The organism is Streptomyces sp. NPDC044044 (genome assembly GCF_056434405.1).
Window position 1 is genome coordinate 289,338 of the sequence record NZ_JBWKFG010000002.1, and the last position, 25,135, is coordinate 314,472.

Genomic DNA, 25,135 nt, shown 5'->3' on the forward strand with positions numbered 1-25,135 from the left:
CAGGAGGAGTCAGGCTGGCCTGACGCCGGGGCAGGCAGTACGGCTGCTCTCGTCTGGTGGCGGTGTGCACGGGTGCGGGCGTGGGCGTTTTCGGGGATGACTCCCCAACAGGGCTGCGGCGGACATAAGTTGGTGGCCAGGTGATCTTTGGCGGGGGTTGGTGTGGCAGGTCGGGATCTACGGGCGCTGTTCAGTACGAACGACCGCACGCTTGGGGCTGCGGAGGCGTTCACGAATCGCCAGGCGCAGTGGGAGTTCGCGGTGGCCGCGCTCACCGAGCACCTGCGGTATGTCAACGACCCTGCCTTTGATCCTGAAGACCTGGAGGCGGCCCGGGACAACGTGGTGGTCTTCCATGGGTTTGGTGGCATCGGGAAGTCCACGCTGTCGCGCAAGTTCGAGGCAGCCCTCGCCGACCCGGATCAGCGCCCTGCCCAGTGGGGTGCCCCCGTATGGGGTGGAGCGCGGATCCTGCCCGTACGTATCGATCTCGCGCGCTCCGCGAGTCCCGATTTCGAGAAGGTCGTGCTCTCCGTCCGCCTTGCGCTGGCCGCTGTCGGCCGGCCCCTGCCTGCCTTCGACCTGGCGTTGCGCCGCTACTGGGAGCATCAGCACCCGGGTGATCCGCTGGAGGAGTTCCTCAACCGCGGCGGCTTGGCCGCCCGGTTCGGGAAGGCGCTGCCGCAGCAGATGCAGTCCGCCCTCGCCGATGTCGCCCAGACCCTGCTGCTGCCTGGCACGGTGGGCTCCGCCATCGGGCAGGTCACCGGGGCGCTCGTAGGGGCACTGCGCGAGCGCCGGCAGACCGTACGCGCGCTCGCCGGCTGCGCACGCCTTGCCGACCTTCTGGAGAGCGAACCGGATCTGGATTCCCTCTCCTACTACCCGCACCTGCTCGCCTGGGAGCTTGCCCGGTTACCCGCCGTGAAGAGGGTCACGCCGGTGATTTTGCTGGACGCCTTCGAGGAGATCGGGGACCGTACCCACCGAGACTTCGAGCGGCTTCTGCAGCGCCTGGTGTGGTTGATGCCGAACGCCTTCTTCGTCATCACCGGCCGCTCCCGCCTGCAGTGGGCCGACGAAGCTCTCCAGGGGCAGCTCGACTTCACCGGTCCCACCGCCTGGCCCGGTCTGGCCGCCCACGACATCCCCCAGGCCCGTACGGAGTTTTCCGCGCCAGGTCGCGAACGGCAGATGCTGGTCGGTGACTTCTCGTTCGAGGACTGCGATGACTACCTCGCCCGCCGCCTCTCGGCCGACGGCCGCCCCCTCATCAACAGCTCCATCCGTACGGTGATCGGGCAGCGCTCGCACGGCCTGCCGCTGTACCTGGACCTCTCCGTGATGAGGTTCCTGGAGCTCCGCCGCAGCGGGCGCGCCCCACAGCCGACCGACTTCGATCACGACTTTCCCGCGCTGATCGCCCGCACCCTTTCCGACCTCACCGCCCCGGAGCGTCACGTGTTGCGCTCCGTCACCTTCTTCTCCTCCTTTGACGTCGACCTGGCGACCCGGGCCGCGGGTCTGCCCCAGCAAGCGCCGGCACTGAGGCTCGTCGAGCGTCCCTTCGTACGGGAGACTCCGTTCGGGCTGTGGCCCTTCCACCTCCATGCCCTCATCCGCGCGACGATCCGGGGCGCCGACGACCAGACCGACGACCGGTGGTCTCCCGCCGACTGGCAGCAGGCTGCCATCCGGGCCTTCGCCGCCCTCGAAGAGCAGTGGAGGGGTGGCTCCGACCGTGACCGGCTGCTTCTCGTGGGCTGCTTGCGTCAGGGACTGGCCATCGCCCGCGACTACCGTCTTGACCTCGGCTGGCTCACCGAGGCCGCCTGGACTTACGTCGGCGACTCCGTGTGGGAGCCGCTCGACCTGGCCGCTAGCCCTGAGGCGGAAGGCACTGCGGCCACGGCCGCCGACGCACTGGTGGAACTGCTCAGCGCGCTCGCCCGCCGGCAGCACGAGAACCGGGCCCGCACCGGGGAGCGCCTGGCGGCGGTCGCCGATACCGGGTTGCTGCCCGCGGAGCTGTCCGAAATGGCCGTCTACTACCGGGCCAAGGCGCAGCGCGACCTCGGGCACACCGTCGGGTCCCGGCAGGGAATGCAGCTGGTCGCCGCCGGTGGGGGACGTCTTGCACCGAACGCCCGTCGCGGGCTCGCTCAACTCTCCCGGCTCGCCGGTGACTTCCCGACCGCTCTCGAGGCCGCCGAACGCCTGGGCTGGGAGGGGCGGCATCATCGCGTCGTCGGCGACGTGCGCTGGGTCCAGGGCGACATGCGCCTGGCCGGGCAGGCATTCGGAGCGGCGCGCGCGGAGGCCGAAGAGCACGGCAAGAGCGGGGAGGCGGCGATGTCACAGGCCATGCGTGCCTTCACTCTCGCTTTCACGGCCGACCCCACCACCGATGACGAGATCGACCTCGGTGAACACCTCCTGGCCCAGGTCGATCTGCGCGCCGCGACCCTGGACGTACGGATCGCAGCGCTCCTGCGCGACGCCGGCACCGACGCGGGAGTCGAAGACCGGTCACAGGTACTGGCGGCGGAGATCAGCACGTCGGGACTGCTCTTCGTCCAGGCCAAGCTTGAGTTGGCACGCGCCTTCCACCACGCCATCCGCGATGACCAGACGGGCGTCGCCTCCAGAATCAGTCGGCTCCGCGAGCTGACCCGTGAGGGCTATTACGCCTACTACGTCGACATCGCCCACTTCATGGCCGACCTCGCGCTCGACACCCCCTCCCGTGCGCAGTGGCTCGACGAGCAGCAGACGGTGCGCCAACGGTGGCGCAGCATGGTCATCGACCGACGCGCTCTGCTCATTTCAGGGCCAGCCTCCGGAACGCCGTAGCCTCCGTGGTGATGTGCTCAGTGGTTGCCGTTGATCTGGAGCGCTAGGACAGCCAGCAATTCGAAGTCGTGAGGGGTTGCCCCGACACGCTTTCCAAATGTTCGTCTGGGGGTTCGGCGGGGGATGCGTGTGTCCGGACCTGGCGCGGAGCCGGTGGTGGGGACACCTTGAACGGCGTCGGACGGCGGCGAACGAGACCAGAACTGAGACCATCGGCACGGGTCGGCGATGCCGGTGCCGTCACCTCTTGACCAGCGCTGCCGCAGCTTCGTTCGCCCCCGAGGAAGCACCTGCAGGACAGGTCAGCGGTTGCGGCCGGCTGCGGGTGCGCACTCATCGTGGACCGAGGCTGTACGCAGGTCCGAGACGGTTCGAACCGGACGATCAGTATCCGGGTGGTGTCAGGTCAGTTTGGCGAGTACGGCCCGTGGCTACACGAAAACCTCAGTATGAGCGAGTTCTGCCTCCTGTCTCGCCAAGCTGAATGCCAAAGAGGAACCACCCACAGGAGGAGAAATCATGCGACACAATGCCGAATTGGCCGTCGTGTCCGATGCCGCTGGAACCACTCAGGTCTCGTGCCCGCCGTGGTGCCTCGGTGAGACGCACGACGGAACGCACGACGTCCACGAGAGCCCCCAGGTCGAATGGCAGGGCCCGCAGGACTGGGGCGGGGACGGAGGACCGGCGGCGTTGTCCGCGTCGATCGCACTCATGGAGAACGACGAGGGCGAAGGACAGTCCCCGGAGATCTGGTTCGGCGCAGCTGGCAGGTGGTGTGAGTTCGGCTTGTCGGGGCTCGATCATGTCATTGCAGGGCTCGACCGGTACACCGTCGACCTGCAAGCGCTGCGATATCGCTACGCCACAGCACTCGCCGGCACTGACCTGACGAGCGACGCGCCGGAGGCATCCGGCCCGAACCGCCCTGTTGAGGTCACCGCACCGTGCCCCAGGTGGTGCACCAACCGAACTGACAACAGCCACACCATGGACGCCCTGGAGGACCGCTCTCACACCGGAGCCTGGAAACTCGTGCAGCTGACCTTGCACCACCCTGAGAAGGGCGCTGCGGATACCGGGATCATCCCGGACGAGCTTCAGTTGGTGCTGGAGCAGTACGCATACGGACGCCTGCCGACGGTCGCTCTCACGATCGAGGGGCGAACGAACGCCTACACTCGTCTGTCGCTCGCGGAAGCCAGGCAGGTAAGGAGCGTCCTTGGCGAAATGATCGCCATGGCGGATACCTGCGCGATGCCCAGTGCCTTGCCCCCGCTCGACTGTGTTACTGCCGACATGCGGGCGAAGGTGGTCGAGGACTCGCAACTGGATCCGGGCTCGTCGGGATACGCCCTTGAGGACAACGATCCGGACGGCAGGATCTGGGCCTGCGTGCCTGCTGGTCTATCGCCCGAGCTGCGGGAGGAGACGGTGAGGGGCTTGCTCTCCAGCGTCTACGAGCGCCGAGGAAGGGCATTGTGGGAGAGCGAGTCAGCCCTGCACGTGATCGGCGATCGGGCTGCCCTGGCCAAGGCGATGCTGCGGGGCGCTGCGTGAAGGATGGGTGTCTGGGGCTGATCTGGGGATACTGCCGTGAATCTGGTCTGGCCGATCCGGTGATCACCGGATCGGCCAGACCAGGTCTCAGGTTCAGACGTCAGCCGGATCGGGTGCGTCGTCCCACCAGTTCGGTTCCTCCTCTCGCGCCTGGGCCGGGATCTCGACGGGATGGGTGCAGCGCCCATTAGCGGTTGACTCGGTCTCGGGATGAACGACTTCCTTAAGTCCGATGTGGTCGCAGTGGGGACATGCCTCGATGACTTCGCGGTCGTACACCCACCGAATATCTGCGGTCAGTCGCCGCAAGCTGCTGAGTGCGAGCGGCCCCGAGTGCCAGCGGGGGACCTCGTACTCAGGAACGGCGTGGTGGAGCTCGATAGCCTTGTCGATCTTCCCGTTGAGAGTGGTCACCGAGGCAGAGGCGGCTTCCGGCGTCCCCATCCGCGCGTTGCGCTCTTTCCAGGCTGCGGCGGAGTCGGCGGCCCGCCACACGAAAGTGATCATCTGCCCAGAGGTGTATCCATGGTTGAAACCCTTACGGATGATGTCCGTGAGCTCTTCCCGCCGTGTTTCCGGGACTTCGGGGTAGTCGTATTTCTTGGTGAGCAGCCCGTTGAGATACGAGGTGATGTTGGCAACCTCGATCTCGTCCGTCAACAAGGCGATGGCTTCGCGCGCGGCGGCTCCCTGCGGGCCAGGTCGGGTCTTGAACCCGCTCGTGATGTCCTTGACGCGCTCCTGAGCGACTGATCGGTCGCCGATGAGCCGCCATACGACATCATTGGCGCGGAACGTGATGTCGTCACCGTCCTTGGCGAGGACGAAGGCGGGCGGCGGTGTTTCCCGGGAGATGGCAAGTAGGTTCGAATAGTAGAGCGCCAGCAGGAGTTCGCTGTCCTGCGCGTTGTCACCAGTCCAACCCATGGCGCCGATACCCGTGATACTCGGGAGCTGCTTGCCAGGGTTTCGGGTGGCGTAACTGACCAGCGCCACGTAGAGGGCAAGGGCCCGAGGGTTGTCGTCCGGGAGGCAGCTGGCGGACTCGGTCTTCGCCTCCTCGTCCTCGATGGCCCCGGCAACCAGGTGCTTGAATTCTTCGGCCTTCTGCTTCTCACGTGTCTGCTCGGCACGTTTCTGTTCAGCGGCGAGCTGCTGCCGCTCAGCCTTCTCACGCTTCTGGATTGCCGAGCAGTCCCCACAGAGGTAGGAGGGTGCTTCGGCGTCGAGGTACTTGCCGCCCACTCTGTTGGCCCAGGACCGGTTGGCGACATGGATCGGTTCGGAGCAGTTCGCGCACGGGGAGCGCAGGAGTATGGCGTGAGAGTGAGCCGTTGCCACCGCTCCGACGTTGACGGCCACTCCGATGCTGGTGACGGTTCGAGCCCACGTGTCGTCGTCCTTGATCTCCCAGTAGAGGGCACTGATCCTCTGGGCATCTTCGGAAGCGTCATGTGTGATCACGACGCGGATGCGGGGGGAATCTTCCGGGTGCTCCCGAATGATCGGCTGCGGAGCAGCCGGCTGATGTGGTCGGTGTTGCTTCTTTGCTCGTTCCCGTTTACGACGGCGTTCGCGCTTACCCACAAGTTCCTCCCCAGTTCATGTCGGGATGGTGACGTACTCGCGCCGTGTATGGGCAGGTTTTCGCCGTACACAATGGGTGCCGAGGTGGACTTCGGACGGGAACGTTCATGCGAGTGGGGTACGCCAAGGGAATGGCAACGACGGTGGTGGTTCGGTCAAAGCGGTCGCCAAGATCGCCATCGGTGGTCGAATCCTCAGGCGCTTAGGCACTCTGTCGGATGTCAGTGGCCGTTCCTATGCTGGACTGATGGCCAATGGCGTGTGGCACACCGAGTACGGCATTGAGATCAACTTGTCGAAACCTGATCTTGGAGTGGACGGCTACCCCGGTCTACTCCAAGAGATCATGACCAGCGTCTCCGATCGGAACCCTCAACTGCTCGAGTGCCTTGCTCACCACCAGGGAAAGGAATGCGCGTCAGAAGCAGGCGGAAAGTCGCCCTGGATGTTCATCAGGCGTGCTCGCGTCGGCGGGCGCTCCCCTCTGGTTGCCGCGCATCTGCCGATCACGCACAAGGCGACCCCAGCGGAGAGCGCTCAGCACAGGGCCACGAAGGAGCGAATCGTCGAGACTGCTTCGCGATGCGGTCTCGACGCAGAAACCGAAGTCTCCACAGGGAACCGACGGACCATTTCTGATGCCCTCGTAGCCGGACCTGGGGGTATCCGCATCGGTTGGGAAATCCAGTACCACCACATCAGCCCCAGCAGTGTTCATCGCCGGTCTGTCAACGCCGTGCAGCACCAGATCACGCCCCTGTGGGTGGCCAAGGACCGCACGGCCTCGCTGATCGACCGGGCGCCCTGGGCCCGCGTGGACGACATGCCGTGGAAGGACATCACCGACGGCAAGGAGATGGTGATCCGCGGCGGGTACCGCTACCTCCAAGTCTGGAAGTGCGTACCTAGCAGCGATCGCCACTGCCCGCTGTCCGAGGGAGCCGGCCATTGCAGCGGAATCCATGCCGACTGGTTCCTGCCCGCTCTGTGTCAGCCGGAAAAGAAGCCCGTGCATCTCGAGGATCTCGTTCTCTCCAGTGCGACGGGGGAGAGCGTGCCCGTCTACGTTCCCAATCGGGGCAGCGGACGGGCCGGACGGCACATGTGGGTGCCGACGGACGACTGCGAGTTATGGCGGGAGCTCGTCGGAGAGAAGGAGCCGCTTCCCATCGCTCCGGAGCAGGAGGAGGACGACCGGATCACATTTGCCGAGCAGGAGATCGACCGGACGTGCCGTGCCGGTGAAGAGGGATGGTTCGTCAGCGATGCCCGGCCCACCCGGGATCTGGGACAGCCCACCGGTGGTGTCACCCTGCCGCGGATGCCGCTGCAGCGGTCCGTGAAGCCGACCCTGATCACGCCCGTCGAGCGGGCTGCCGCCTCGGCCGCGCTGGGGTGCCCTCCCTGGGAGCTGGGGCTGTGTGCAGGTTGCGGTCAGCTGATGCGCCGGCACGGACGCCATGCGGCCATGTACTGCGCGGTGTGCCGCTGCGAGCTCAACGGCCGATAGCTGGGGATCCTTCGGCCGAGATGGACCCGATCGGGGGTCTGGCTCCGGGCCCATGGACCCCGGATGAAGGTCGTCGGGTCCGAGGCGCTCTCGTGGCCGCTGCCGGGTGAACTGCAGGACGGCTCACATGGATGCTGCGCGCCCGTCCCGACAGAGTAGGGCCGCAACAGCATGGAACTCCGCAGAATACCGAACCGCCCTTAATCAGCGGGGCCCCCAACGGGCCCATCGCCGCAACGCGGACCCGGGTGGTCGGGCGGCTGTGGTGCACGAGCCGGTGGGGGTAGCGGCGGCTTGGGCACCGGCAGATCGATCAGGTCTCATCAGAGTCCGGTGACGGGCTGCCCGGTGAGCGCTTGGGCGACCTGCCACAACATGCCGCCCCGCGATGCCTTCGTCAGGACAACGTCTCCAGGGCGGAGGACGGAATCGACGTACGCCGCAGCGGTTGCGTTGTCGGCGACGATCGCCACGTCTGGCACGCCTGCTGCGCCCGCAGCGAGAGCGAGTTGCTTTGCGAGGTCCCCGCCGACCGCCACGACGAGATCGACGCCGCTCTCGCCGGCCATGCGTCCTACTGCCCTGTGGGCCTCCAAGGCTTCATCGCCCAGTTCCAGCATTTCCCCGAGCACGGCGATCCTCCGGCCGCCTTCTGCTTCGGTCATGAGGACGCTCCGTTGCGATTGAGGGGCGCGAAAGTGATAGCTCGGCCCGTGTAGGAGGGCGCGACTCGGCTCAGGGGGACCCTGTCGTTGCTCTGTCCCCACGCGGAGGGATCGCGGATGAAGATGGTCGGGTCCGTCCCGTCCTCGTAGCCGCGCGCGAGGACGAGATGGCCACCAGCTCGGCCGTCGTTGGGGAACTGCTCGGTCACCGACATGATCAGCGGTGCTTCTTCGAGGCGGGCGACCAGGCTTTCGGCCGCGATTGGTTCGGCTCGGGCAGGAACTCCGAAGTCGGTTGCCAGGTTGGCGATACCGGCATGTAGCGCTCCACGTGGGGTCAACACCTCGTGTTTGACGGCGAGCTTCAGCAGTTCCGTGACTGTTGGCGCTTCACGGCCGTAGGCGAGCAGGATCATTCTCAGTGACGCCAGGCCGCACGCCCTGTTGGACCACTCGGCCCGGTCTCCCAGTGCCCACCCTCCGTGGAGATCCCATTCGGCGGGAGCGATGAGCTGTCGGCACATGGGGACGTCGTGGACGCGTGGCACAGCGGCGTGCTCCTACGGTGAGACGGCAGCCTCCCGTGTCGGAGTGGAGCCGGCGAACGCGGGAGTGGGCAGGGGGACATCGTATGGCGGGCGGGCCAGGGCCTCGTGGAGCATCGCCAACACGATGTCTGTGTGAGTGAGCCCGACCACGGCCCCGCCTACGGCGAAGTTGCTGTCACGCGACATGCCTGGCGTCGTGTTGACCTCCAGTGCGTGCACCTGGTCGGTCTCGGTGAGGATGAAGTCCACGCGAGCGGAGCCGCGCAGGGCCATCCCCTCCCACATTGTCTTGGCGTAGCCGGTGATCTCGGCCAGCAGTGCGGGCTTCAGGTCGGCGGCCCTGACCGTTACAGCGCCTCTGGAGTCGGCATATAGCTTCGTATCGGCGTCGTAGAAGTCAGCGTCAGCGACCTCGGTAGCCAGTGGTGGGCAGACGAGTACCGCGCCTCCGGGCATCTCCAGCAGTCCTACGGTGAGAGGGATGCCGGGAACGTAGTCCTCGACCAGTACGGGATCTCCCTCATCGCGGGCAGCATCCGCCAGGGCCAGCGGAAGGGCTGCCTGGTCGCGGACCAGGCTCATGCCCACGCTGGAGCCACCGAAGGGCGGCTTGACCATTACGGGTGTTCCGGTCCAGTCCGCCGGGCCTCCTGACCACACCCACCAGCCGGGCGTCGGGACGCCCAGGCTCTCCATCACCCGCTTGCAGAGAATCTTGTCGGCAGCCACCGCCGAGGCGGCGACGCCGCTTCCGCAGTAGGGCATGCGGATGTAGTCCAGGAGTCCTTGCAGGCGTCCGTCCTCGCCGAACGGGCCGTGGAGGTTCGAGAGGGCCACGTCGTATCCGGCCAGTTCAGGGATGAATGTCGGCTCGCACGGGTCCAGGACCTTCCACCGGGCGCCGATCTCCTCCAGCGCCCCGGACAGGGCTGTCACCGAGCGCTGCTCCACGGGACACTTCGAGTGGTAGAGCCGATCCTCGAGGCTGACCGGGCCGTAGATCAGGGCGACGCCGATCCCCTGCCGGTCCTGCTGCCAGTCGCGAAGCGCTTGGGTCGCCTGCTGCACGCTCCTGCCGGAGCTGGTGTCCAGGAAGAGCGTCATGCGAGTACCCCTTCGAATGTGTGGGTGACAGGGCCGCCGACCCACTGCGTACGCGTCGGCCGGTCGGCGTGCGGGCGTACCGTCAGTGGCTCCCCGGCCTGGTTGTGGACGGTGACGGAGCGCTGAGCGACCAGCCCGCGCATGGTGGCGATGACGACTGCAGCGACCGCTCCACTGCCGCAGGACAGCGTTTCGGCTTCCACACCGCGCTCGTAGGTGCGGATCCTCAGCTCTTGACTGCCAGCGGACTGGACGAAGTTGACGTTCGTGCCGAGCGGGGCAAGGTCGGCATGGTGGCGGATGAGGCGGCCGATCGTGAGGGTGTCGATGGCGTCCACGTCATCCACGACCGCGACGACGTGCTCGGTGCCGGTGTGCGCGCTGTCGAACCACGTCGGCCTGCCGTTGATGACGGCCTGAACACGTCGCGGATGCACAGCGCCGACTTCGGCCGTGACCCACACGGCGTCATCACTCACGACGGCTTGGTGTGTCACCCCGGCCATGAGGAGGCCCATCGTCGTGAGGCCGTGGTCTTGGCGCGTCAGCCACGCGGTACAGCGCAGGGCGTTGCCGCACATCGTCGCGGTCGAACCATCCGCGTTGAAGCACGCGACTTCGATCAGGGCGGGGTCCGTGCTGATCAGCCTGCTGATGACTAGGCCGTCAGCACCCACGCCGGTCCTTCGGGCACAGAGCTGTTCGGCCTCCTTCGCCCAGTTGTTGTCACTGTCCGGCGCGGGGTCGGAGAGGAAGACGAAGTCGTTCCCCGCTCCGTGGATCTTGCGAAAGCGCATGGCGAAGCTCCTCATTCCGGTGAGGTGACGGCTCTGCGTTGGTATGAAGGGGCTGGCGGAATCAGGCGAGTTCGATGGGCCGATACGTGATCGTCGACTGCCTCATGACCCACGGAGGGTGCCCGTCGAAGATCAGAACCCGCTGCGCTGCGGTGCTGGCGGCCCGCATGTCCTGGACCCGCAGGAACATGTCGTCGAGGTGTACGAAGTCGCCGATGTGGACATCGCCTGGCGGTCGCAAGCCCGCGGTGGTGCCGAGCGGAGCGGGCGGGGGAGCCGAGTCAGTACTGCGCCGCTCGTACATTCAGCCCCTCCAGATGGCTAGCAGCAGCGCCGAGCCCAGCGACAAAAGGCTGGCTACGTACGCGACTTGCTCTCTACGGGGGCTCATGCGGCCCCTGCCAAGCGACTGCGGAGGTGCTCGCGCACCGATGGGATGCCGATCTCGGCGATGGGCACCCAGGCCGCCGCGCCGGTCTCGATCATGGTCGGGAGGATGGCCCCCGAGTGGGCGCGGAAGAGGTACCGGAAGCCGACCCTGATGCGGGGGCCGTACTCGGGCGCTGCCCTGGTGACGTCCACCAGGAAGGGTCCCTCGCTGCCGGGCTCCGTCCAGACGTCGCGGATACCGGCTTCTTCGGCCAGTAAGCGCAAGGCCGTCCCACTGAGTGAGTCGTCCTGGGGCTCTGGGGCCAGCTCGGCGAGGGAGTAGCCGCCACCGTGCCGCAGGGATAGCACGCGGGTGAGTTCGTCCACGACGACCGCCCCCGCCATCACCAGGGGGCAGCGATGGTTGTGGAGACAGGACCCACGCTGTGCGTGATCACGCGCAGCGTCGTACAAGGGCATGAGAGCCATCGACTCGGCAGGGTGCTCGTGGATGTAGTGCGCGAGTTCCTTCACGATCTGGTCGTCTCTGATGCTCACGGGGCACCAAGCCCGTTGTGCTGGGTGTAGATCCACAACAGTCGGCGCGTGAGCTGGGCGCTATCTCGGAGGTAGATGAAGGCGCCGAACGAAGGGGTTTGCGCGGTCGGGCGGCTCGTGTAGTCGACGAGCTTGCGGCCCCGGTGGAGCAGCTCCTGTACGCCCTCGTCCTCTGCCGCTCCCAGGTCCTCAACAAGGAGTCGGTTGAGGTGCCCAAGGATCACTGACGTGGACCCGTCCATTTCCTGACGGGTGGAGGTGGCCATCTGCATGGCGAGGACCATGTCCGTGCTAACGGAGATCGTCTCTACATCGACCGGAAGAACTTCCGCCTCGGCATTGTCAGTTGCCGTCGGTTGCTTGCCTCTGCTTGCCACAGTCATCACCGCTTCGCCCTCCGGTGCACGTATTCCAGCCGTGCCAGTAACGCTAGGAAGGGCGATGGCATGGGCTCTACGAATGTGCCGGAACTTGCCAGGGAATCACCTGAGCGATGCGATGGCTGCCGTAATCAGCTCGCGTGCCTTGACGCCGTACACCGCCAGCTCCGCCAGGTCGGTGAACGTCTCGGCGTACAGAGCGATTTCATGCTTCTGCGTAATGGTGAGATGGGCCGATACGAGCTCCACCTGGACGGTGTAGTCGTCGAAGAGGAAGAAGCCTTCGCAAGGCCACAGGGCAGAGCGATCGGCGTCCTCGGGGATGATGCCGATACTTACCGAAGGCAGAGCGGCAGCGCTCAGCAGGTAGCCGAGTTGACCTGCCAGCACCTCGGTTCCACCGATGCGCTTCCGGAGTGCCGACTCTTCCAGGAGGATCGCGAATCGGTGGCTGCCGTACACGATCTCCTGCTTGTCGACCCGTACTTTCACGGCCTCCGGAACATCGTTGATGAGCCCGCGCCGGCTTTGGATGGAAGTCAGCAGGGCGTTGATGTACGAGGCGGTTTGTACGGGGCCCGGGACCAGCGCGTGTGAGTAGATACGGAAGCGCTCGGTGCGCTCCCACAGGGGCAGCACGGACTCCTGGGCCTGCTTGAGGCCGGAGCGCTCCATCTTGCGCCAATCGACGTACATGCCGTCGATCCCGCGGGCAGTGGAGACGAGGTCCTCGGCAGTGTCCGAAGCACCGCAGGCAGAAGCCCAGCCTCGGAGGTCGGCCTCGGAGGGGGCGCGCGTGCCACTCTCGAAGCGTGAGCACTTTGACTCGTGCCAGCCCAGGAGAGCGGCCAACGCCCGCTTCGTGAGTCCGGCGTCATTCCGGATCTCGCGCAGGCGTTGGCCGAGGGCCCTGCGTGCTTCTTGGACACTCGAAGATGGCGAGGTCATATCGCTGAGACGCTGTTATTCGCTGCGTCAGAGCGGCCGGAACTCGGCATGCGGCGTCGCGCGTTGCCAGACGGCCTCGAAGGCCGTTTCGCAGAGCTTCGCCAACTCCGGGGATTCGTTGAGCTCCAGCTCCAAGTTCTCGCCCTCACCGTCGAAGTGGTTAACGAGGACGAGCTGGGAGTCGAACAGCCAGAAGTCGTTGCCCGGCAGAGCAAGGTCGGTGGCTTCGCGGCGGGACAGCCATCGCACCTGCTCTCCGGCAGCGATGTTGAGCCCCTCCGTGACCTCGTACTCGAAACGGATGTACTCGCTGATGGGTGTGGAGGCGATTCGTGCCCGGCGGACCTCGACACCTCGCGACGTCGCCGCCGTGACCAGCGTGTGCCAATCGGCCCAGCGCTCTGCAGGGTCAAGGAACTTGCCGGCACACCAGTCGATGAAGGCCGGGTCCGACTTCATGTAGGCGTCGCGCATCTCCAGATGAACAGCCGTCCTCTGGCAGTCGCGGAACAGATCCTCAAACGTCGGGACCCTCGTCACCCTTCACCTCCAAGAAGAACTGCACCATGCGACGGGGGATCTCCACCACTGACTCGTGACCAGGAAGGTCCATCTCGTTGAGGCGCTCCTCGTCGAGAACCGTCACGCCCTGGACAAGGTAGGTGTTCTTCACGTCATCCAGGTAGATCGTGGGGGAGCCCCCACTCGGGCTTTCCGGGTCCTTACCGAGCTTGATCAGGGCCATCATGTCCACCTCCGTTGAAGGTAACGATCGCTGTGCCGGAGCTTGCCCCTATCTCCGGCTCCGGACGAGGAACTTGCCAGAACTTGCCAGAAGAACGGTGCTCATGGGGAGCAGGCTGGCGTGGATCGGCCCGTTGGCGGCCAGATTGGCACGAGCGCTGCCGCAATCAGCGTCGCCGTGCGGGCGGCGGCTGCGGCGCCGGCGTAGGCGCCGAAGCGGGAGCGTAGGCGGTGGGGCGTTGTGTGGCGCTGCGGAACCTTGCTGCCTGTGCCCGGGGGCCAGACGCGTGGCGTTCGCCGAGGCGGCGGATGCGCCAGGTCATCGTGCGGGTGGGGCTGTGGGCGTCGTCCAAGGTGCGCTGGCCGAGTGCCTGGTCGAGGACGGTGGTTGCGCTATGCCCGGCTGCCTCCGCTTCGGCGAGCACGGTGGTGAGTGCGTCCCAGGCGCGGTCGTTGAGGATGCGCTCGGCGTGCTCGGGCACTGCCTCCTGGAGGTGGTGGGCGAAGCTTCATCTGGCGGCTGGGGGCGCGTTGTGCGAAGCCCGCCAAGACCGGCTCGGCGACCCGTGCGTACGCAATCTGTAGATGGATGAGGGCCTGCTCGGCTGCCGCTTCCTGTTGGGCGTGCTGGTGGGCGCGGTGCCAGTGCATCGCGAAGGCCACGGCGGTGAGCACGGTGTCCAGGAGCATCGCGATTCCGGCTCCGTCGCTGTCCGAGGGCCGGTCGCGCCAGATGGCTCGGACGCTGCGGCGCAGGACGCGGGTGCTGTCGAGATCGGCTGCGATGCGGGAGCGGGTGGCGCGCTCGAAGGTGGCGGCGGCCTGTTCGAGCTGGGCCTTCACCGCGGCAGGTGCGTTGATCGGCAGCAGGTCCAGCGTCGCGCCGAGTGCGACCAGTTGGCCTTGGGCGGTCTGGTCGTCGCTGTGGGTGAGGTGGTGGGGGATGCGGTCGGTGGCGGCGGTGGCCTGGTGCCACGGATCACCCGGCCGGACGGTGACAGGTTCGGGGCTGGTGGTGGCGAGGGTCTTGCGGATCTTGGGCAGGGACAGGTCGGGCGCGAGCGTGGAGCCTGCGTAGAACACCGGCTCGCCCTCGTCGTTGGTGTCTCCGGGCAGGGCGAAATTGCAGCCGAGAGCGTCGCCGGAAGGACCGAGCTTGAGGCGCACGGTCACGCCTGTGGCTTCCAGCAGGGTGAAGAACTCGGCCTCGTCGGACGCGGCGGCGACGGCGCGACGGACCCGCAGGCGCAGGACATCGCGGGTGGCGGCATCCTGGCCCAGACGCTTGGCCTTGAAGTGTTCCTTGCTGGTGGGCCGCTTGGCTCCGGTGCCGTCGCCCGGCTTCAACCGTCGCAGCGCGTAGTCGACTTCGATCTGGCGGGCCTCACGCTGGACGGCGCGCTGGTCGTAGCCGCGCTCGGGGCGGCGGCCGTCCTGGCGTACGAGGGTGGCGGCGATGTGGATGTGGTCTTCGGCGTGGCGGACGGCGACCCAGCGGCAGGCTTCCTCGTCACCGTCGGGGGCGATACCGGCGGCGGCCACCATTCGGCGTGCGATGTCCGCCCACTGGGCGTCGCTGAGGATCGGGTCTTCTGGTGCGGCGCGTACGGGGCAGTGCCACACGGTGTCCTTGGGCGCCTTGTCACCCAGCATCTTCACGGGCTGGTCGAGCTGCGCGACGAGCTGAGCCATCGCGTCCTTCGCATCGCGGTGAGGGCTGCGGCCAGGGTCGGGGGCGAAGCCGTTCCAGGACGCCACCAAGTGCGGGTCGATGTGTTCGTTAGCCCGGCCCTTGCCGAAGAGGTAGCCGATCGTGCGTCGCGTGGCAGCCGGGCCCGAGCTGAGAATGATCTTGGGTATCACCCGCTCACCGCCCCACGGTGACCTGAGCGATGGCGGTGTCCAGCTCGGCGACTGACGCCTCGACGCGGTCCAGAAGTCGTTGGACGGTGTCGGGGTGGGGCCAGGCGCCGTCCTTGTGGAGGTGCCAGGTGAGCTGGTTGAGGTTGTTGCCGATCTGGCCGAGCTGCCCGTTGGAGGCCATGAGTGCCTTGATCATGGCGCGGTAGTCGGCGACGGCTGCGGTGGGGTCGTCGGAGCGGGCGGCGGCGAGCGAGCACTCGGCCACGTAGCCGCCGAGCGCCATGCGGCTCAGAGCGGCGGCGTTCTGGACAAGGGCGAACTCGTCGTCGTTGTAGCGGGGGTGGACGCGGCGCTCGCGCAGCTGCTTGTCACGCAGACGGCGACGCGGTGCAAGCTGATGCGGCTCGTTCGACGACGGCTCGATGCCCCCTGTCTCGGTCGGCACCCCTGGGCCGACCGACTCCGGTGCCGCCTCGGCGCCGGATGCCTCCGCCCCCTGTGGGGTGGAGGTCGGGTAAGGACTCCTTACCCGACAACTTGCTGCGCGTGTGACGGGGGTGGTGGTCGTCTGCTGCTGAGCCGTGAGGGGTTCGTGGTGCGGGTCGTGCATGCGTCGGATCTCCGTGGGGGTGATGGTGTTGAGGACCTCGCTGCGTCTGGCTTCGATTTCCCCGCGCTGCATCCCGAGGGGCGCGGGGTGGACCGCGAGGGTGAGGTGAACGTGGGGAATCAGACGTCGTCGCCAGGCGCGTTGGGTTCGCCCTGTTGCTGGGAGGCGGCCTCGTCGAGTCCTTCGAGAGACTCGGCCGCGAAGCCGTAGTACGCGACGGGCTCGGCCCGGCCGGTGCGACGCTCGGCCTGCAGCTGGTCACGCAGGACGCGGGCTCGCTTCTGGCCAATCCGTAGTTCGTTGCGCAGACGCTCGGCGGTCAGTTGGTCTTCGCTCCAGGCGGCGGTCAGGAGTCGGGCCTCGTCGAGAACTTCGGCGTCTGTGCGGGTGCGGTCGGTGGTCGACCTGGTGGCGGGGACCCGACCGGTCGCCCGACGCGGGGTGGTTCCGGTCGACTCCGGTACAGCAGCCGACCGGGACGATCGGGCAGCGGGGGCGGGGGCGGGGGCCGACTCGTCGGTTTCGGTCGGCCTCGTCACGGGCGCCTCGGCGACCTTCAGAGGGGTCGACTCAGTCAGCTGCTCGGGGGTGAATTCAGCCTGGTCAGATGCCGACCGGGCAGCCTGCTCGTTGGCTTGCCGACCAGCCGACGCGTCAGCTTGCTGGCCAACCGGCTGGGCGGAGGCCGTTTCGGCCGGGTCGGCCGACTCGGGGGTGTGGTGCAGCACCTTCGCCACGAGATCCGAGCCGAAGTAGATCGACCCGACCGGGAGCGAGGTCACCAGCAGGACGAGGGCCCAGTTCGCGGGGTCCCAGTCGGTCAGTCGGCCCTGCTGGATCGACGTGGTGTGCAGGGCTGGAATGAGGCCGTGCACGTAGTTCAGCAGGAGGCTGGCGATCGCGTATGCCGCCAGGACCCGCAGCGCGAACTTCCGGCCGGGACCGGTCAGCACGAGCGTGGCGATGAGCGCGAGGGCCATCAACCCGTCGACCACGATCGGATAGAGCAGAGCGGCGGTGGAGTCTGCACCGATGGCGCGGGCCACGTCGGACAGCGCGTTCCATGAGACGCGGAAGGCCATGAGGACGACGGCCACCAGGCCGATGACAAGGGTGATGCGTCCCTTGCGGTTCACGCGAGGGCCCTCAGCTGGCGCGGGTGCTCGGCGAGCATCACCAGCATCATCACGTGGGCGAGGGTCTCGTCCTCGGCGGCCGGGGGAGCGCGGGAGCAGGGCGATGCCGTCGCGGACGCTGCGGCTTCCGCGTACGGCTGCCCGGGCGCTCGGGGCAGGGGAGTGCAAGGCGGAGGGCTCCAGGGGGAAGTGGGACTTGTGGGGCGGGCGTGAAGGGGGCACGGAGGGGCGTACACGCGGGCGCGATCGCTCCACGCGGGCCGGTCAGGGCTCAGCCGACGGCGGTCAGGCGGCGGGAGGAGGCGCAGAAGCGGGTCTGCTGCCCGCCCTCGGCCCTCCGGTGACGCAGTCGACCAATGGCGGCCAGGTTGCTGTCGACGAGGCGGCTCAGCGGATCAGGCGGCGCCGGGGAGCAAGGGCCTGTTAATACCCGTGCGTGCCGGTGCTTGTGCCGCGCCTGCGGTCGGGGCCGTCGAGAATGACGCGGCGGGTCATCTCGGCGAGGCGGGAGGCGACGCGGTCGCCTACGGCGGTCCGCAGGTCGGCGATGGGGACGTTGGTGGTGATGAGGGTGGGCAGCTCGTGGACGTACCGGTGGTCGATGAGCCGGTAGGCCAGCTCCTCGGTCCACTCCGATGCCTTGGCGGCGCCGAGGTCGTCGACCAGCAGCAGCGGGCTGCGGGCCAGTTCCTGGAAGCGGCGTTCGCCGTCGTGGCCCTGGCGTGGGCGCAGGGTGGCGTGCAGTTCGGCGGTGGTGATGGCCTCCCAGCGCAGCCGGACTCCGGCGCCGAGCAGCGAGCGGATGGCGCCGTACGCCTGGTAGGTCTTGCCGGTGCCGGTAGGACCCGCGATCAGCAGCGAGGGCCCGTAGGCGATGCCCGGTGCGCCGCCCGGCCCCGGTCGTCCGGCAGCTGCGATCTCCTCGACCCAGGGCGATACGTCGGGGTGGTCGGCCAGGGCGTCGCGGTAGCGGCGCGGGATGCGGGCGGCGGCCAGCTCCAGAGCGGTCACCGGTTCCGGCGATGGCGTCGCGTCGACCACGGCGGTGAGGTCGATGTCGCGGGAGGCCAGGATCGCCTCCAGCTTGGCCACGGCGCCGCCCAGTTGGCGTGGCTCGCGGGCAGATGTCTTCGTGCTCACAGCTCACCCCCGTACGCGGACTGTGCGTCGATCGGGTTGGTCCACGGCCGGTGCCCTGCGGACGTGCCGCTCGCCGTGGGCGGGTTCATGGCCTCGTTGACTAGGCTCGGCAGCACGCTGGGGTGCAGGCCCTTGGCACGCAGCCGCTCAAGCCCGGCGCGCACGTGCGCCGCGTCGATGCCATCGGCGAGCAACTGGGCGGTCTGCTTGCCGAGGTGCCCCAGGAAGCTGCTGGGAGGCCGATTGGGGCAGGCGGCGGCGTACTCGCCTATGAGGGTCTTGGCCGAGACGGTCTCGGGTGCGTGGGCGCTTGCGCCCCCCAACGGAGTAGATCCTAGATCCCTGTTCCTAGGTCCTAGATCCGGACCGTGAGTGCTCACCGCTTGCTTCCGCGTTCGTGGTGAGGGCTCAAGGAATCCGTTCTGACCTGCGCCTTCCTGGCTCACGGAGCCTTCCTTACCTCCTCCGAGAGCCTGCGTGGAGGGCTCGGTGAGGGCTCCGCGCGTAGGCGGTACGGACTCACGCGTCAGGCCGAGATCGTGGTACGGGCAATCGGGATGGCGGACGCCGCTGGGCCGGTTGACCTTCTGGTGCCGGGCGAAGGTGACGACGTGCAGGTACCGCTTCCCGTCCACGCCCTCGTACCGGCAGATCAGGCCGGCGGTGTCGAGCTGGTTGAGGTCGTCCTCGACGCCCATGGGCCCGTGCTCGGGGCGCAGGGACCACAGCAGGCCGGCTATGACGGCGGCCTGGTCGCGATACCGGCCGTGGTCGTCGGCCTGGGTGAGCAGGCCGAAGAAGGTCCGCTCGGCGGAGAGGGTGACGGCTGCCAAGGATTCGGACGCGAACGCCTCGGGCTTGATGGTGCGGATTCGGGCGATGTCGTTCGACCACCTTCGTCGTAAATCGGGGCAGGGAATTCGGGAGCGGGGGAGGCAGTGCTGGGGGCGTGGACAACACAGCCACACCCAGGGCGCGAAAGTCCAGAGTTAGTTCACAAACTCTGTACTACTTCCGTGCGGGGGCCAATACCGTAGCCCCGGAACCCCGGTTGCCGAAATCGCCGTCGATCGGCGCATCGCTCACGGCAGACGAATAGCGCTTCCGTAAAGGGGCGAGCGGAAGCTACAACACAACCATGCCCCCACATCCTCTCGAAATAGGGCCCGCGGGACAGGCCGCCGCCCGCGCCCTCGTGCGCACCCGCACCGCCCGTGGCTACTCCCAGCGTCAGCTCGCCACTCGCGTCACCGCTCAGGGCCGGCGAATGACCTTCACCGCGCTCTCTCGCATCGAACGCAGGGTCCGGCGCTGCGACATCGACGATCTCGTCGCCATCGCCGCCGCCCTCGGTGTCTCCCCCTGCGCGCTCCTCGGCGGTCCCGCCGAGTCCCTGGAGCCGGTCAGCGCGGGGGCAACATAGCCGACGATCGCCGGTTACCCAAACCGGCGATTCTCCGCATCATTGAACCTCCCAGCGAGTCCCCCGTTTCCACGCGTTCCGTGAATCCTCGTGCAGCAGGATCTACGGCGAGTGGAAACAGGGGGCCTCCAGGAAAGGTCTGTCGCGACGCACGGTTTCAGTCGTCGTTACAAGCCGTACCTCATTGTGTTCCCAATTGAAGGATCCTCTTGCCTGAAATCGTCACGCTTCCCTCCGCTCGTTCTTTCGCCCTCGCGCATTCCTCCGCCGTCGATCGTGCATTTCTCGGGGTGCGGGAAGCGGCTGCCTACCTCGGCCTTTCGCCTCGCACGCTCTACGTCTGGCGGCACCGTCGGCAAGGGCCGCCGAGCTTCCGGATGGGTGCCCGTGGGCGTGTGACGTACCGGCTCGATGCGCTCGATGCCTGGATACGCGAGCAGGAGCAGGCCGACTCGCGCTCGAACCCGGCCCTGGATCCCGTGAGCGCGGCCCCGCAGCGCCGCGCCGGCTACTCGGCCACGGCCTGACGCCTCAGCGTCAACGGCACTCCCACCCCCGATCCTGAGGAAATACTTGGCCGGCTACATCGAAGACCGCTGGATCAACAAGAAGAAGGATCCCGCCACTGGCAAGCGGGAGCGCACTGCCCGCTATGGGAAGGGCTCGCGATACCGCGTCTCCGGGATCCCTGGCGTCCGGGACATGTCGTTCGACACCTTGGAGGACGCCAAAGCGTGGTTGCGCAGGTCTGGAACCGACAGTGAGCGCGGTGAGTTCGTCGACCCGCGCGATGGCTCCATCACCGTCGCCGACTACGTCACCCGCTACTGGAAAGCTGGCGTTCGCGGGGCGCCGGGCACGGTCAAACGCGTCGACGAGCGAGTACGCCTCCACGTCCTTCCGCACCTCGGCACAGTGCCGCTGAGGGACGTGTCAGCGGCCGTCCTGCGCAGCTACATTGCCACGCTCGAAGGTGAGTGCGCGCCGCGATACGCACGCCAGATACTCACCTCCCTCTCGAACATCTTCGAGACGGCCATCGACGACAAGCGCCTGGTACGCAATCCGATGCGTGCCAAGTCGGTGCGGTGGCCCAAGGTGCCGGAGGACCAGCGGGAGGCGTGGCCGCTGGAGACCGCGCAGCGCATGCGGGACGCGATCAGAACGCGTTACCGCATCGCGGTCGTGGTCGCACTCGGCTGTGGGCTGCGGCAGGGAGAGGTCTTTGGTCTCTCGCCGGAGGACGTCGACTTCCAGCGCGGGATCATCCGCGTACGCAGACAGGTTCAACTACTCAACGGTCGTTTGTACTTCACCTTGCCCAAGGGCGGGAAGACGCGCATCGTCGACATGCCCGGCTCCGTCGCTGCCGAGTTGGCGGCGCACTTCCTGCAGTACCCAGCTGTCGAGGTCGAGTTGCCGTGGGGCGGCCCGGAGCCGGAGCGGGAAAAGCGGACTTTCCCGCTCGTCCTGACGACGACGTACGGCAACGCGCTGCGCGCCAACATCTTCAACGACGAGGTCTGGAAGCCCGCTCTTGCTGCGGCAGGGGTCATCCCCATGCGGGAGAAGGGCAAGCGCTGGAAGGCGTCTCGCAAGGACGGATTCCACGTGCTCCGGCACACCTTCGCCTCGGTCATCCTTGAAGCGGGCGAGTCCGTCGTCACGCTGGCCCGATGGCTCGGCCATTCCAGCCCGACCATCACCCTCGACCACTATGCCCACTTCATGCCGGAGGCTGGCGGGAAGGGCCGAGCGGCCGTCGACGCGTTGCTTGGGGTGGTTCCTGAGTACGTACCAGAGGGCCTCGCGAGCGTGTGAGGGGGAACGGGTGGCACAGCGCACGCTGTGCCACCCGTTGTGCTCAACATCGCCAAGGCTTGAGCCGCGCAGCCGATTCCATCAGGGCCAGACAGGTCGATGACGATGACCTACTGGAGACCGGTCAGCGATGTCGGTCTGATGGTCCAACTCTGCTTGATTGGCACTATGTAGGACGCCAACGGCGGTGGAAATCCACAGGTTCTGGGTTGAGGGTCAGTGTCATCCTGTGCTGGTGGACGTATCCCTTCCAGAGCAACTGGGCGCGGTCGAGCGAGACTTCTGTGCCGCTGCGCGTGCCGTCATCGGGAAGATGGGTGTCTCCCCGCCTCCCAAGCGGATAGTGCGGCAGCGGGAAGTCGCGTATGTGCCAGTGATCCGCGCGCAATGGAAGTCGGTGTTGTCGGACGCTGATCTGCTCGGGCTGCAGCGGACGACCGACGAGAAGGTGGTGGAGATCCTGCGCCTGCGCACCGCTTCTGGTCGGGCGGTCGGGAAGCAGCTCCCCGAGTTGTTGCGAAGTCTCAGCGCGTCTGTTGTCGCCGTAGGTGCTGCCGTAGAAGAAGTGTCCCGGTTCGCGCCATCTCGCACTAGCGCGGCCGAACAGCGGTTGGCCTTCGACTTGGCGCTAGCGAACTGGCGCGAGGTTGAGGCGCTGTTTGTCTGTATGGAACAAGATTGGGAGGAGTCCGCTTGGGCAGCAGTACGGCGAAATGCTCTTGAGGCCCAAATGGCCGGCCAGGGGCTGGAGGTTGCCGCCGGGGCTGATCATGCCGACTCTCCGGGTGAGGACATCTACCAGCGAGCCCTCGGGGTGCCGGTCGAGCAGCTGCATCGTGGGTCAGGCGTGTCGTCACGAGCGCGCTTGCTGGCCGCTTGGGCGAAGCACCCGAAATCGCTTGAGCGTCGGCTGCGCCGGAGCATGCAGCATCTGATCGATGATGCGACACCGCTGACGGTGAACCTGCTCCATCACCTCGCTGGCCTCGCGCTGTCCGACCGCCCGTTGATGGCGCATCGTGCCGCGCTTCGGGCACGCGATCTGGTGACGTCCCATCTGAAGACCGATCCGGAACTGACATGTTCGGTGATCGGACGACACGTCGATCGTGAGCCGGAGATGTTGTTCTCCCATCGCGGACAGATCGCCTACCGCGATGCCTACAACCGTGCGGAGCACCCGGATGAGAAGGTGCGTGCGGTGATGGATCTGTACCGGGCCGTGCTGGAAGGTGACGTTAAGCGCACGGCCACGGTGGTCTTGGAGCTTCTAGGAAGGGTGGTTCCACAAAATTCGTCACTCGCCACCGTACGTGACTTGCTGACGAGCGAAGACGGCCAGTTGCTGTGCCAGCTCCTGGCTTCGACGATCCACTCCGAGTGGCGCAACGCCAACGCGCACGAGGACTTTCGTTGGGACCCCGTTAACACCAGGCTCCTTCTGGGCGGACAGCCGGCCGAGCTGGGGCAGGTACGGGAAACAGCGGTCCGTGCTCGCGTAATCTGCCAAGGGTTCGAGCACGGGGTCGCAGTGGCCTACGCGCAGAACGCATCAATGATCATCTGGGGCGCGGGAGACCCGAACCACGTCAGCCGCGACCTCGCCATATCTCAGGCCGCCGGGGAAGCCGGAGTCCCGGTGCTGGACATCCGACGCCACGGCAGCCTTGTGCAGCTGGAGGTGCCCGACGTCTCCTATGAGTCACTCCGAGAGGCATGCCGCGCTCTGCTCAGGGCTGCGATGGCAGATCCAGGCGTCGAGCGTTGGGTATTGCGGCAGACCTCTTCTGATCGGCCGATGCTGTGCGTGGACCGCACAGGGGTGGATGCCGGGCTCCAAGTTGCCGAGTCCCTTTGGGTGACCAACGACCCCATGCCCTTCGCCGTGCTGCCTGTGCTGGCCAACGCCATGGGCAATTTAGGGGAGGCCGCCGAGACGGCAGCGTCAACGGTCCTTGCCCTGGCCGCTGCCCATGTCCATGGGGAACGAAACCGCTTGGCGCCTGCCCTGGCCCATGGGGATGCTGCCGCCAAAGAGGAGTTGATCAGGACCGCGAAGCTGATCAGTAACGCGGTCAAGGCCGCAGCTGACCTTCTTGAGGTCCCAGCCCGACGTAAACTGCTGGCCTTTGCCGAAGTTCTCGTCGGCGACTGTCACCGGTTGGCAGCCGTTCCACCTTTCGAACTCGTCCGGGGTTTCCTGCCTGTGGACCGGACTCTGCGGAGGCATGCGCCAGCTCGCTTGCCATGGATTGCAAGAGTCGAGGACTCCACCCCATAGGGCTCCTTCAGTTGCGTCGATCGCCCCGGCCTGGTGACCGGGGCGATCGACGCACTGCTCGCTGATGACGTTGAGGCCGTGCGACGTCGTGCCGCGACCAACCCCACCATCGCGGCGAACCGGCTGATTGAACTCCTCGGCATCGCCGATCCGGCCATCGCCGCGGGGGCTGCCGCGAACTGAGCCGTCCCCGCGGCCACTGTGCGTCAAGTCCTCGATCAGGTCGGGCTGTGACGCGCCACCTGGCAACCCCGCATGAGGGGCCGGAGTCACCGTGCGTCAGGCGGGATCGTGTTCCATCCAGGCCAGTACCTGGACTGTCTCAAGGGGCCAATGACGGTCCCTGTTCCTGTCGGGGTGTCGAGCCTCTGCCTCTTGTACGAACTGCTCGTTCCAGTGGGCCTGTTCCCGGTGAAGCGCAGGTCGGGACAATCGTCCGATGGCGGGATGGCAGGCCGCGACGACCTGTGCGAGGACGAGTGCGGTTTCGGCATCGCAGGAGGGATCACCGGGGCGTTCGTGCGGGATGCCGTACCACTCGGCGACGGCCTCCAGGGTGCGCCGGCCGAAGCGGAAGGGTTCGGCGTGCCGGTCCAGGACGAGTGGGTCGCAGATCGGTGACAGACCGTTGGCCAGGCGATCGGTCAGTGACGTGAGCCCGTGCCGGAGGAGTTCCGTCTCCAACGAGGTCAGCACGAACGGGGCGTGCCAGACCACCAGAGGCTCCTTTGTCACCAGATGCCCGACGAGCGTGGTTGTCAATTCCTCCAGCGCCTGGGCGGCAGGTTCCCCGCGAGCACGTGCGTGCTCCACCGAGATGCCGTGATTCTTGCGAGGCGTGACAGACAGCGGGCCGGGGCCAGGATCGATGAGCCAGGTTTGCTCCGTCCCGTCGCTCGTGCGCAGCGCGGCACCGAGGATTCGGTCGACGTTGTATCGGTTTCCCGTGGTCGCGATGTCCAGGGCCATGAGGCGACGTCGGTGCCACCCCGGGTGGTGATGGCGGGGTGGCGGTGCAGGCTCGCGGGCATGTTCGCGGTGGTACACGTCCCATCCGCCGAAGGCGGTGTCCACCAGTACGCCGAGCCCTGCCGGAACGATCGAGCCACAGACCTCGCACTCCCCATCCCTCCGGTTGGGCCGCATCGCGGAGGGGTCCGACGTGGTGCCGTCCGGATCGGGTACCGGTGCGTGCGCTGGGTGATAGACCACCCAGCCACCCCAAGCGCTGCGGAGCA

23 protein-coding genes and 1 pseudogene are annotated in these 25,135 nt (G+C 67.0%); 7 read left to right on the forward strand and 17 right to left on the reverse strand.

Translation table 11 applies throughout. The annotated features are described in order from the left end of the window. Positions 1–162: 162 nt before the first annotated feature. Entirely contained in the window at positions 163–2,853 is a 2,691-nt protein-coding gene (locus tag AC07AG_RS07235; RefSeq protein ID WP_478752754.1) for an ATP/GTP-binding protein, read from the forward strand. A 519-nt stretch (positions 2,854–3,372) separates the two neighbouring features. Continuing rightward, entirely contained in the window at positions 3,373–4,413 is a 1,041-nt protein-coding gene (locus AC07AG_RS07240) for a DUF6907 domain-containing protein (RefSeq protein WP_478752755.1), read from the forward strand. A gap of 93 nt (positions 4,414–4,506) precedes the next feature. Here AC07AG_RS07240 and AC07AG_RS07245 read toward each other — a convergent pair whose 3' ends face one another. Beyond that, a complete protein-coding gene (locus AC07AG_RS07245) occupies positions 4,507–6,000 on the reverse strand; it encodes a hypothetical protein (RefSeq protein ID WP_478752757.1) in 1,494 nt (497 codons plus the stop codon). A 247-nt stretch (positions 6,001–6,247) separates the two neighbouring features. Between AC07AG_RS07245 and AC07AG_RS07250 the strand changes: the two genes are divergently transcribed. After that, entirely contained in the window at positions 6,248–7,510 is a 1,263-nt protein-coding gene (locus AC07AG_RS07250) for a competence protein CoiA family protein (protein ID WP_478752759.1), read from the forward strand. 323 nt (positions 7,511–7,833) lie between these two features. Here AC07AG_RS07250 and AC07AG_RS07255 read toward each other — a convergent pair whose 3' ends face one another. From AC07AG_RS07255 to AC07AG_RS07325, 15 genes and pseudogenes are all read right to left on the reverse strand, one after another. Then, complete coding sequence (locus AC07AG_RS07255; RefSeq protein WP_478752761.1) at positions 7,834–8,175, reverse strand: glutamate ligase domain-containing protein; 342 nt, start codon at positions 8,173–8,175, stop codon at positions 7,834–7,836. Next, positions 8,172–8,699 carry a C39 family peptidase gene (locus AC07AG_RS07260; RefSeq protein ID WP_478752763.1) on the reverse strand — a complete coding sequence of 176 codons (528 nt, stop codon included), beginning with the start codon at positions 8,697–8,699 and terminating at the stop codon, positions 8,172–8,174. The genes AC07AG_RS07255 and AC07AG_RS07260 overlap by 4 nt, the downstream gene beginning before the upstream one ends. Before the next feature lie 36 nt (positions 8,700–8,735). Continuing rightward, positions 8,736–9,827: a D-alanine--D-alanine ligase family protein gene (locus AC07AG_RS07265; protein WP_478752765.1), complete on the reverse strand. Its 1,092-nt coding sequence runs from the start codon at positions 9,825–9,827 to the stop codon at positions 8,736–8,738. Beyond that, positions 9,824–10,624 carry a diaminopimelate epimerase gene (gene dapF / locus AC07AG_RS07270; RefSeq protein WP_478752767.1) on the reverse strand — a complete coding sequence of 267 codons (801 nt, stop codon included), beginning with the start codon at positions 10,622–10,624 and terminating at the stop codon, positions 9,824–9,826. The genes AC07AG_RS07265 and dapF overlap by 4 nt, the downstream gene beginning before the upstream one ends. A 61-nt stretch (positions 10,625–10,685) precedes the next feature. Next, positions 10,686–10,865, reverse strand: a complete 180-nt coding sequence (locus AC07AG_RS07275; RefSeq protein ID WP_478752769.1) for a hypothetical protein — start codon at positions 10,863–10,865, stop codon at positions 10,686–10,688. A gap of 146 nt (positions 10,866–11,011) precedes the next feature. Further along, complete coding sequence (locus AC07AG_RS07280; protein ID WP_478752771.1) at positions 11,012–11,551, reverse strand: NUDIX hydrolase; 540 nt, start codon at positions 11,549–11,551, stop codon at positions 11,012–11,014. Then, complete coding sequence (locus tag AC07AG_RS07285; protein WP_478752773.1) at positions 11,548–11,934, reverse strand: metal-sensitive transcriptional regulator; 387 nt, start codon at positions 11,932–11,934, stop codon at positions 11,548–11,550. Before AC07AG_RS07285 ends, AC07AG_RS07280 begins: the two co-directional genes overlap by 4 nt. Before the next feature lie 99 nt (positions 11,935–12,033). Beyond that, positions 12,034–12,879, reverse strand: coding sequence for a helix-turn-helix domain-containing protein (locus AC07AG_RS07290; RefSeq protein WP_478752775.1), 846 nt, complete (start codon positions 12,877–12,879; stop codon positions 12,034–12,036). A 27-nt stretch (positions 12,880–12,906) separates the two neighbouring features. After that, a complete protein-coding gene (locus tag AC07AG_RS07295) occupies positions 12,907–13,419 on the reverse strand; it encodes a DUF6879 family protein (RefSeq protein ID WP_478752777.1) in 513 nt (170 codons plus the stop codon). Continuing rightward, a complete protein-coding gene (locus AC07AG_RS07300) occupies positions 13,397–13,624 on the reverse strand; it encodes a hypothetical protein (protein ID WP_077965876.1) in 228 nt (75 codons plus the stop codon). The genes AC07AG_RS07295 and AC07AG_RS07300 overlap by 23 nt, the downstream gene beginning before the upstream one ends. A gap of 166 nt (positions 13,625–13,790) precedes the next feature. Beyond that, positions 13,791–15,486, reverse strand: a pseudogene (locus AC07AG_RS07305) (relaxase family protein). A 4-nt stretch (positions 15,487–15,490) separates the two neighbouring features. Beyond that, positions 15,491–15,931, reverse strand: coding sequence for a plasmid mobilization protein (locus AC07AG_RS07310; RefSeq protein WP_478752779.1), 441 nt, complete (start codon positions 15,929–15,931; stop codon positions 15,491–15,493). Between the two features lie 284 nt (positions 15,932–16,215). Beyond that, positions 16,216–17,232 (reverse strand): DUF2637 domain-containing protein, encoded by a 1,017-nt coding sequence (locus AC07AG_RS07315; RefSeq protein WP_478752781.1) that lies wholly within the window; start codon positions 17,230–17,232, stop codon positions 16,216–16,218. A gap of 423 nt (positions 17,233–17,655) precedes the next feature. After that, positions 17,656–18,372 carry an ATP-binding protein gene (locus AC07AG_RS07320; RefSeq protein WP_478752783.1) on the reverse strand — a complete coding sequence of 239 codons (717 nt, stop codon included), beginning with the start codon at positions 18,370–18,372 and terminating at the stop codon, positions 17,656–17,658. Then, a complete protein-coding gene (locus AC07AG_RS07325) occupies positions 18,369–19,253 on the reverse strand; it encodes a hypothetical protein (protein ID WP_478753913.1) in 885 nt (294 codons plus the stop codon). The genes AC07AG_RS07320 and AC07AG_RS07325 overlap by 4 nt, the downstream gene beginning before the upstream one ends. A gap of 257 nt (positions 19,254–19,510) precedes the next feature. Between AC07AG_RS07325 and AC07AG_RS07330 the strand changes: the two genes are divergently transcribed. The 4 genes from AC07AG_RS07330 (at position 19,511) to AC07AG_RS07345 (ending at position 23,897) form a co-directional block, all read left to right on the forward strand. Beyond that, the gene (locus tag AC07AG_RS07330) at positions 19,511–19,795 is read left to right on the forward strand and encodes a helix-turn-helix domain-containing protein (RefSeq protein ID WP_478752785.1); all 285 of its coding nucleotides are present in this window, start codon (positions 19,511–19,513) and stop codon (positions 19,793–19,795) included. 209 nt (positions 19,796–20,004) lie between these two features. Further along, positions 20,005–20,322, forward strand: a complete 318-nt coding sequence (locus AC07AG_RS07335) for a helix-turn-helix transcriptional regulator (protein WP_478752787.1) — start codon at positions 20,005–20,007, stop codon at positions 20,320–20,322. A 46-nt stretch (positions 20,323–20,368) separates the two neighbouring features. Continuing rightward, positions 20,369–21,616 (forward strand): tyrosine-type recombinase/integrase, encoded by a 1,248-nt coding sequence (locus AC07AG_RS07340; RefSeq protein ID WP_478752789.1) that lies wholly within the window; start codon positions 20,369–20,371, stop codon positions 21,614–21,616. Positions 21,617–21,851: 235 nt separating this feature from the next. Then, positions 21,852–23,897, forward strand: a complete 2,046-nt coding sequence (locus AC07AG_RS07345) for a hypothetical protein (RefSeq protein ID WP_478752791.1) — start codon at positions 21,852–21,854, stop codon at positions 23,895–23,897. A gap of 279 nt (positions 23,898–24,176) precedes the next feature. On the opposite strand, the gene AC07AG_RS07350 is transcribed toward AC07AG_RS07345, so the two are convergent. Then, entirely contained in the window at positions 24,177–24,866 is a 690-nt protein-coding gene (locus AC07AG_RS07350; protein WP_478752793.1) for a 3'-5' exonuclease family protein, read from the reverse strand. Positions 24,867–25,135 lie beyond the last annotated feature (269 nt).

Coding starts and splice junctions, on each gene's coding strand:
- AC07AG_RS07240 (WP_478752755.1), top strand. CDS start 3,373: ATGCGACACAATGCCGAATTGGCCGTCGTGTCCGATGCCGCTGGAACC.
- AC07AG_RS07250 (WP_478752759.1), top strand. CDS start 6,248: ATGGCCAATGGCGTGTGGCACACCGAGTACGGCATTGAGATCAACTTG.
- AC07AG_RS07255 (WP_478752761.1), bottom strand. CDS start 8,175: ATGACCGAAGCAGAAGGCGGCCGGAGGATCGCCGTGCTCGGGGAAATG.
- AC07AG_RS07260 (WP_478752763.1), bottom strand. CDS start 8,699: ATGTGCCGACAGCTCATCGCTCCCGCCGAATGGGATCTCCACGGAGGG.
- AC07AG_RS07265 (WP_478752765.1), bottom strand. CDS start 9,827: ATGACGCTCTTCCTGGACACCAGCTCCGGCAGGAGCGTGCAGCAGGCG.
- dapF (WP_478752767.1), bottom strand. CDS start 10,624: ATGCGCTTTCGCAAGATCCACGGAGCGGGGAACGACTTCGTCTTCCTC.
- AC07AG_RS07285 (WP_478752773.1), bottom strand. CDS start 11,934: ATGACTGTGGCAAGCAGAGGCAAGCAACCGACGGCAACTGACAATGCC.
- AC07AG_RS07290 (WP_478752775.1), bottom strand. CDS start 12,879: ATGACCTCGCCATCTTCGAGTGTCCAAGAAGCACGCAGGGCCCTCGGC.
- AC07AG_RS07300 (WP_077965876.1), bottom strand. CDS start 13,624: ATGGCCCTGATCAAGCTCGGTAAGGACCCGGAAAGCCCGAGTGGGGGC.
- AC07AG_RS07330 (WP_478752785.1), top strand. CDS start 19,511: ATGCCCCCACATCCTCTCGAAATAGGGCCCGCGGGACAGGCCGCCGCC.
- AC07AG_RS07350 (WP_478752793.1), bottom strand. CDS start 24,866: ATGGCCCTGGACATCGCGACCACGGGAAACCGATACAACGTCGACCGA.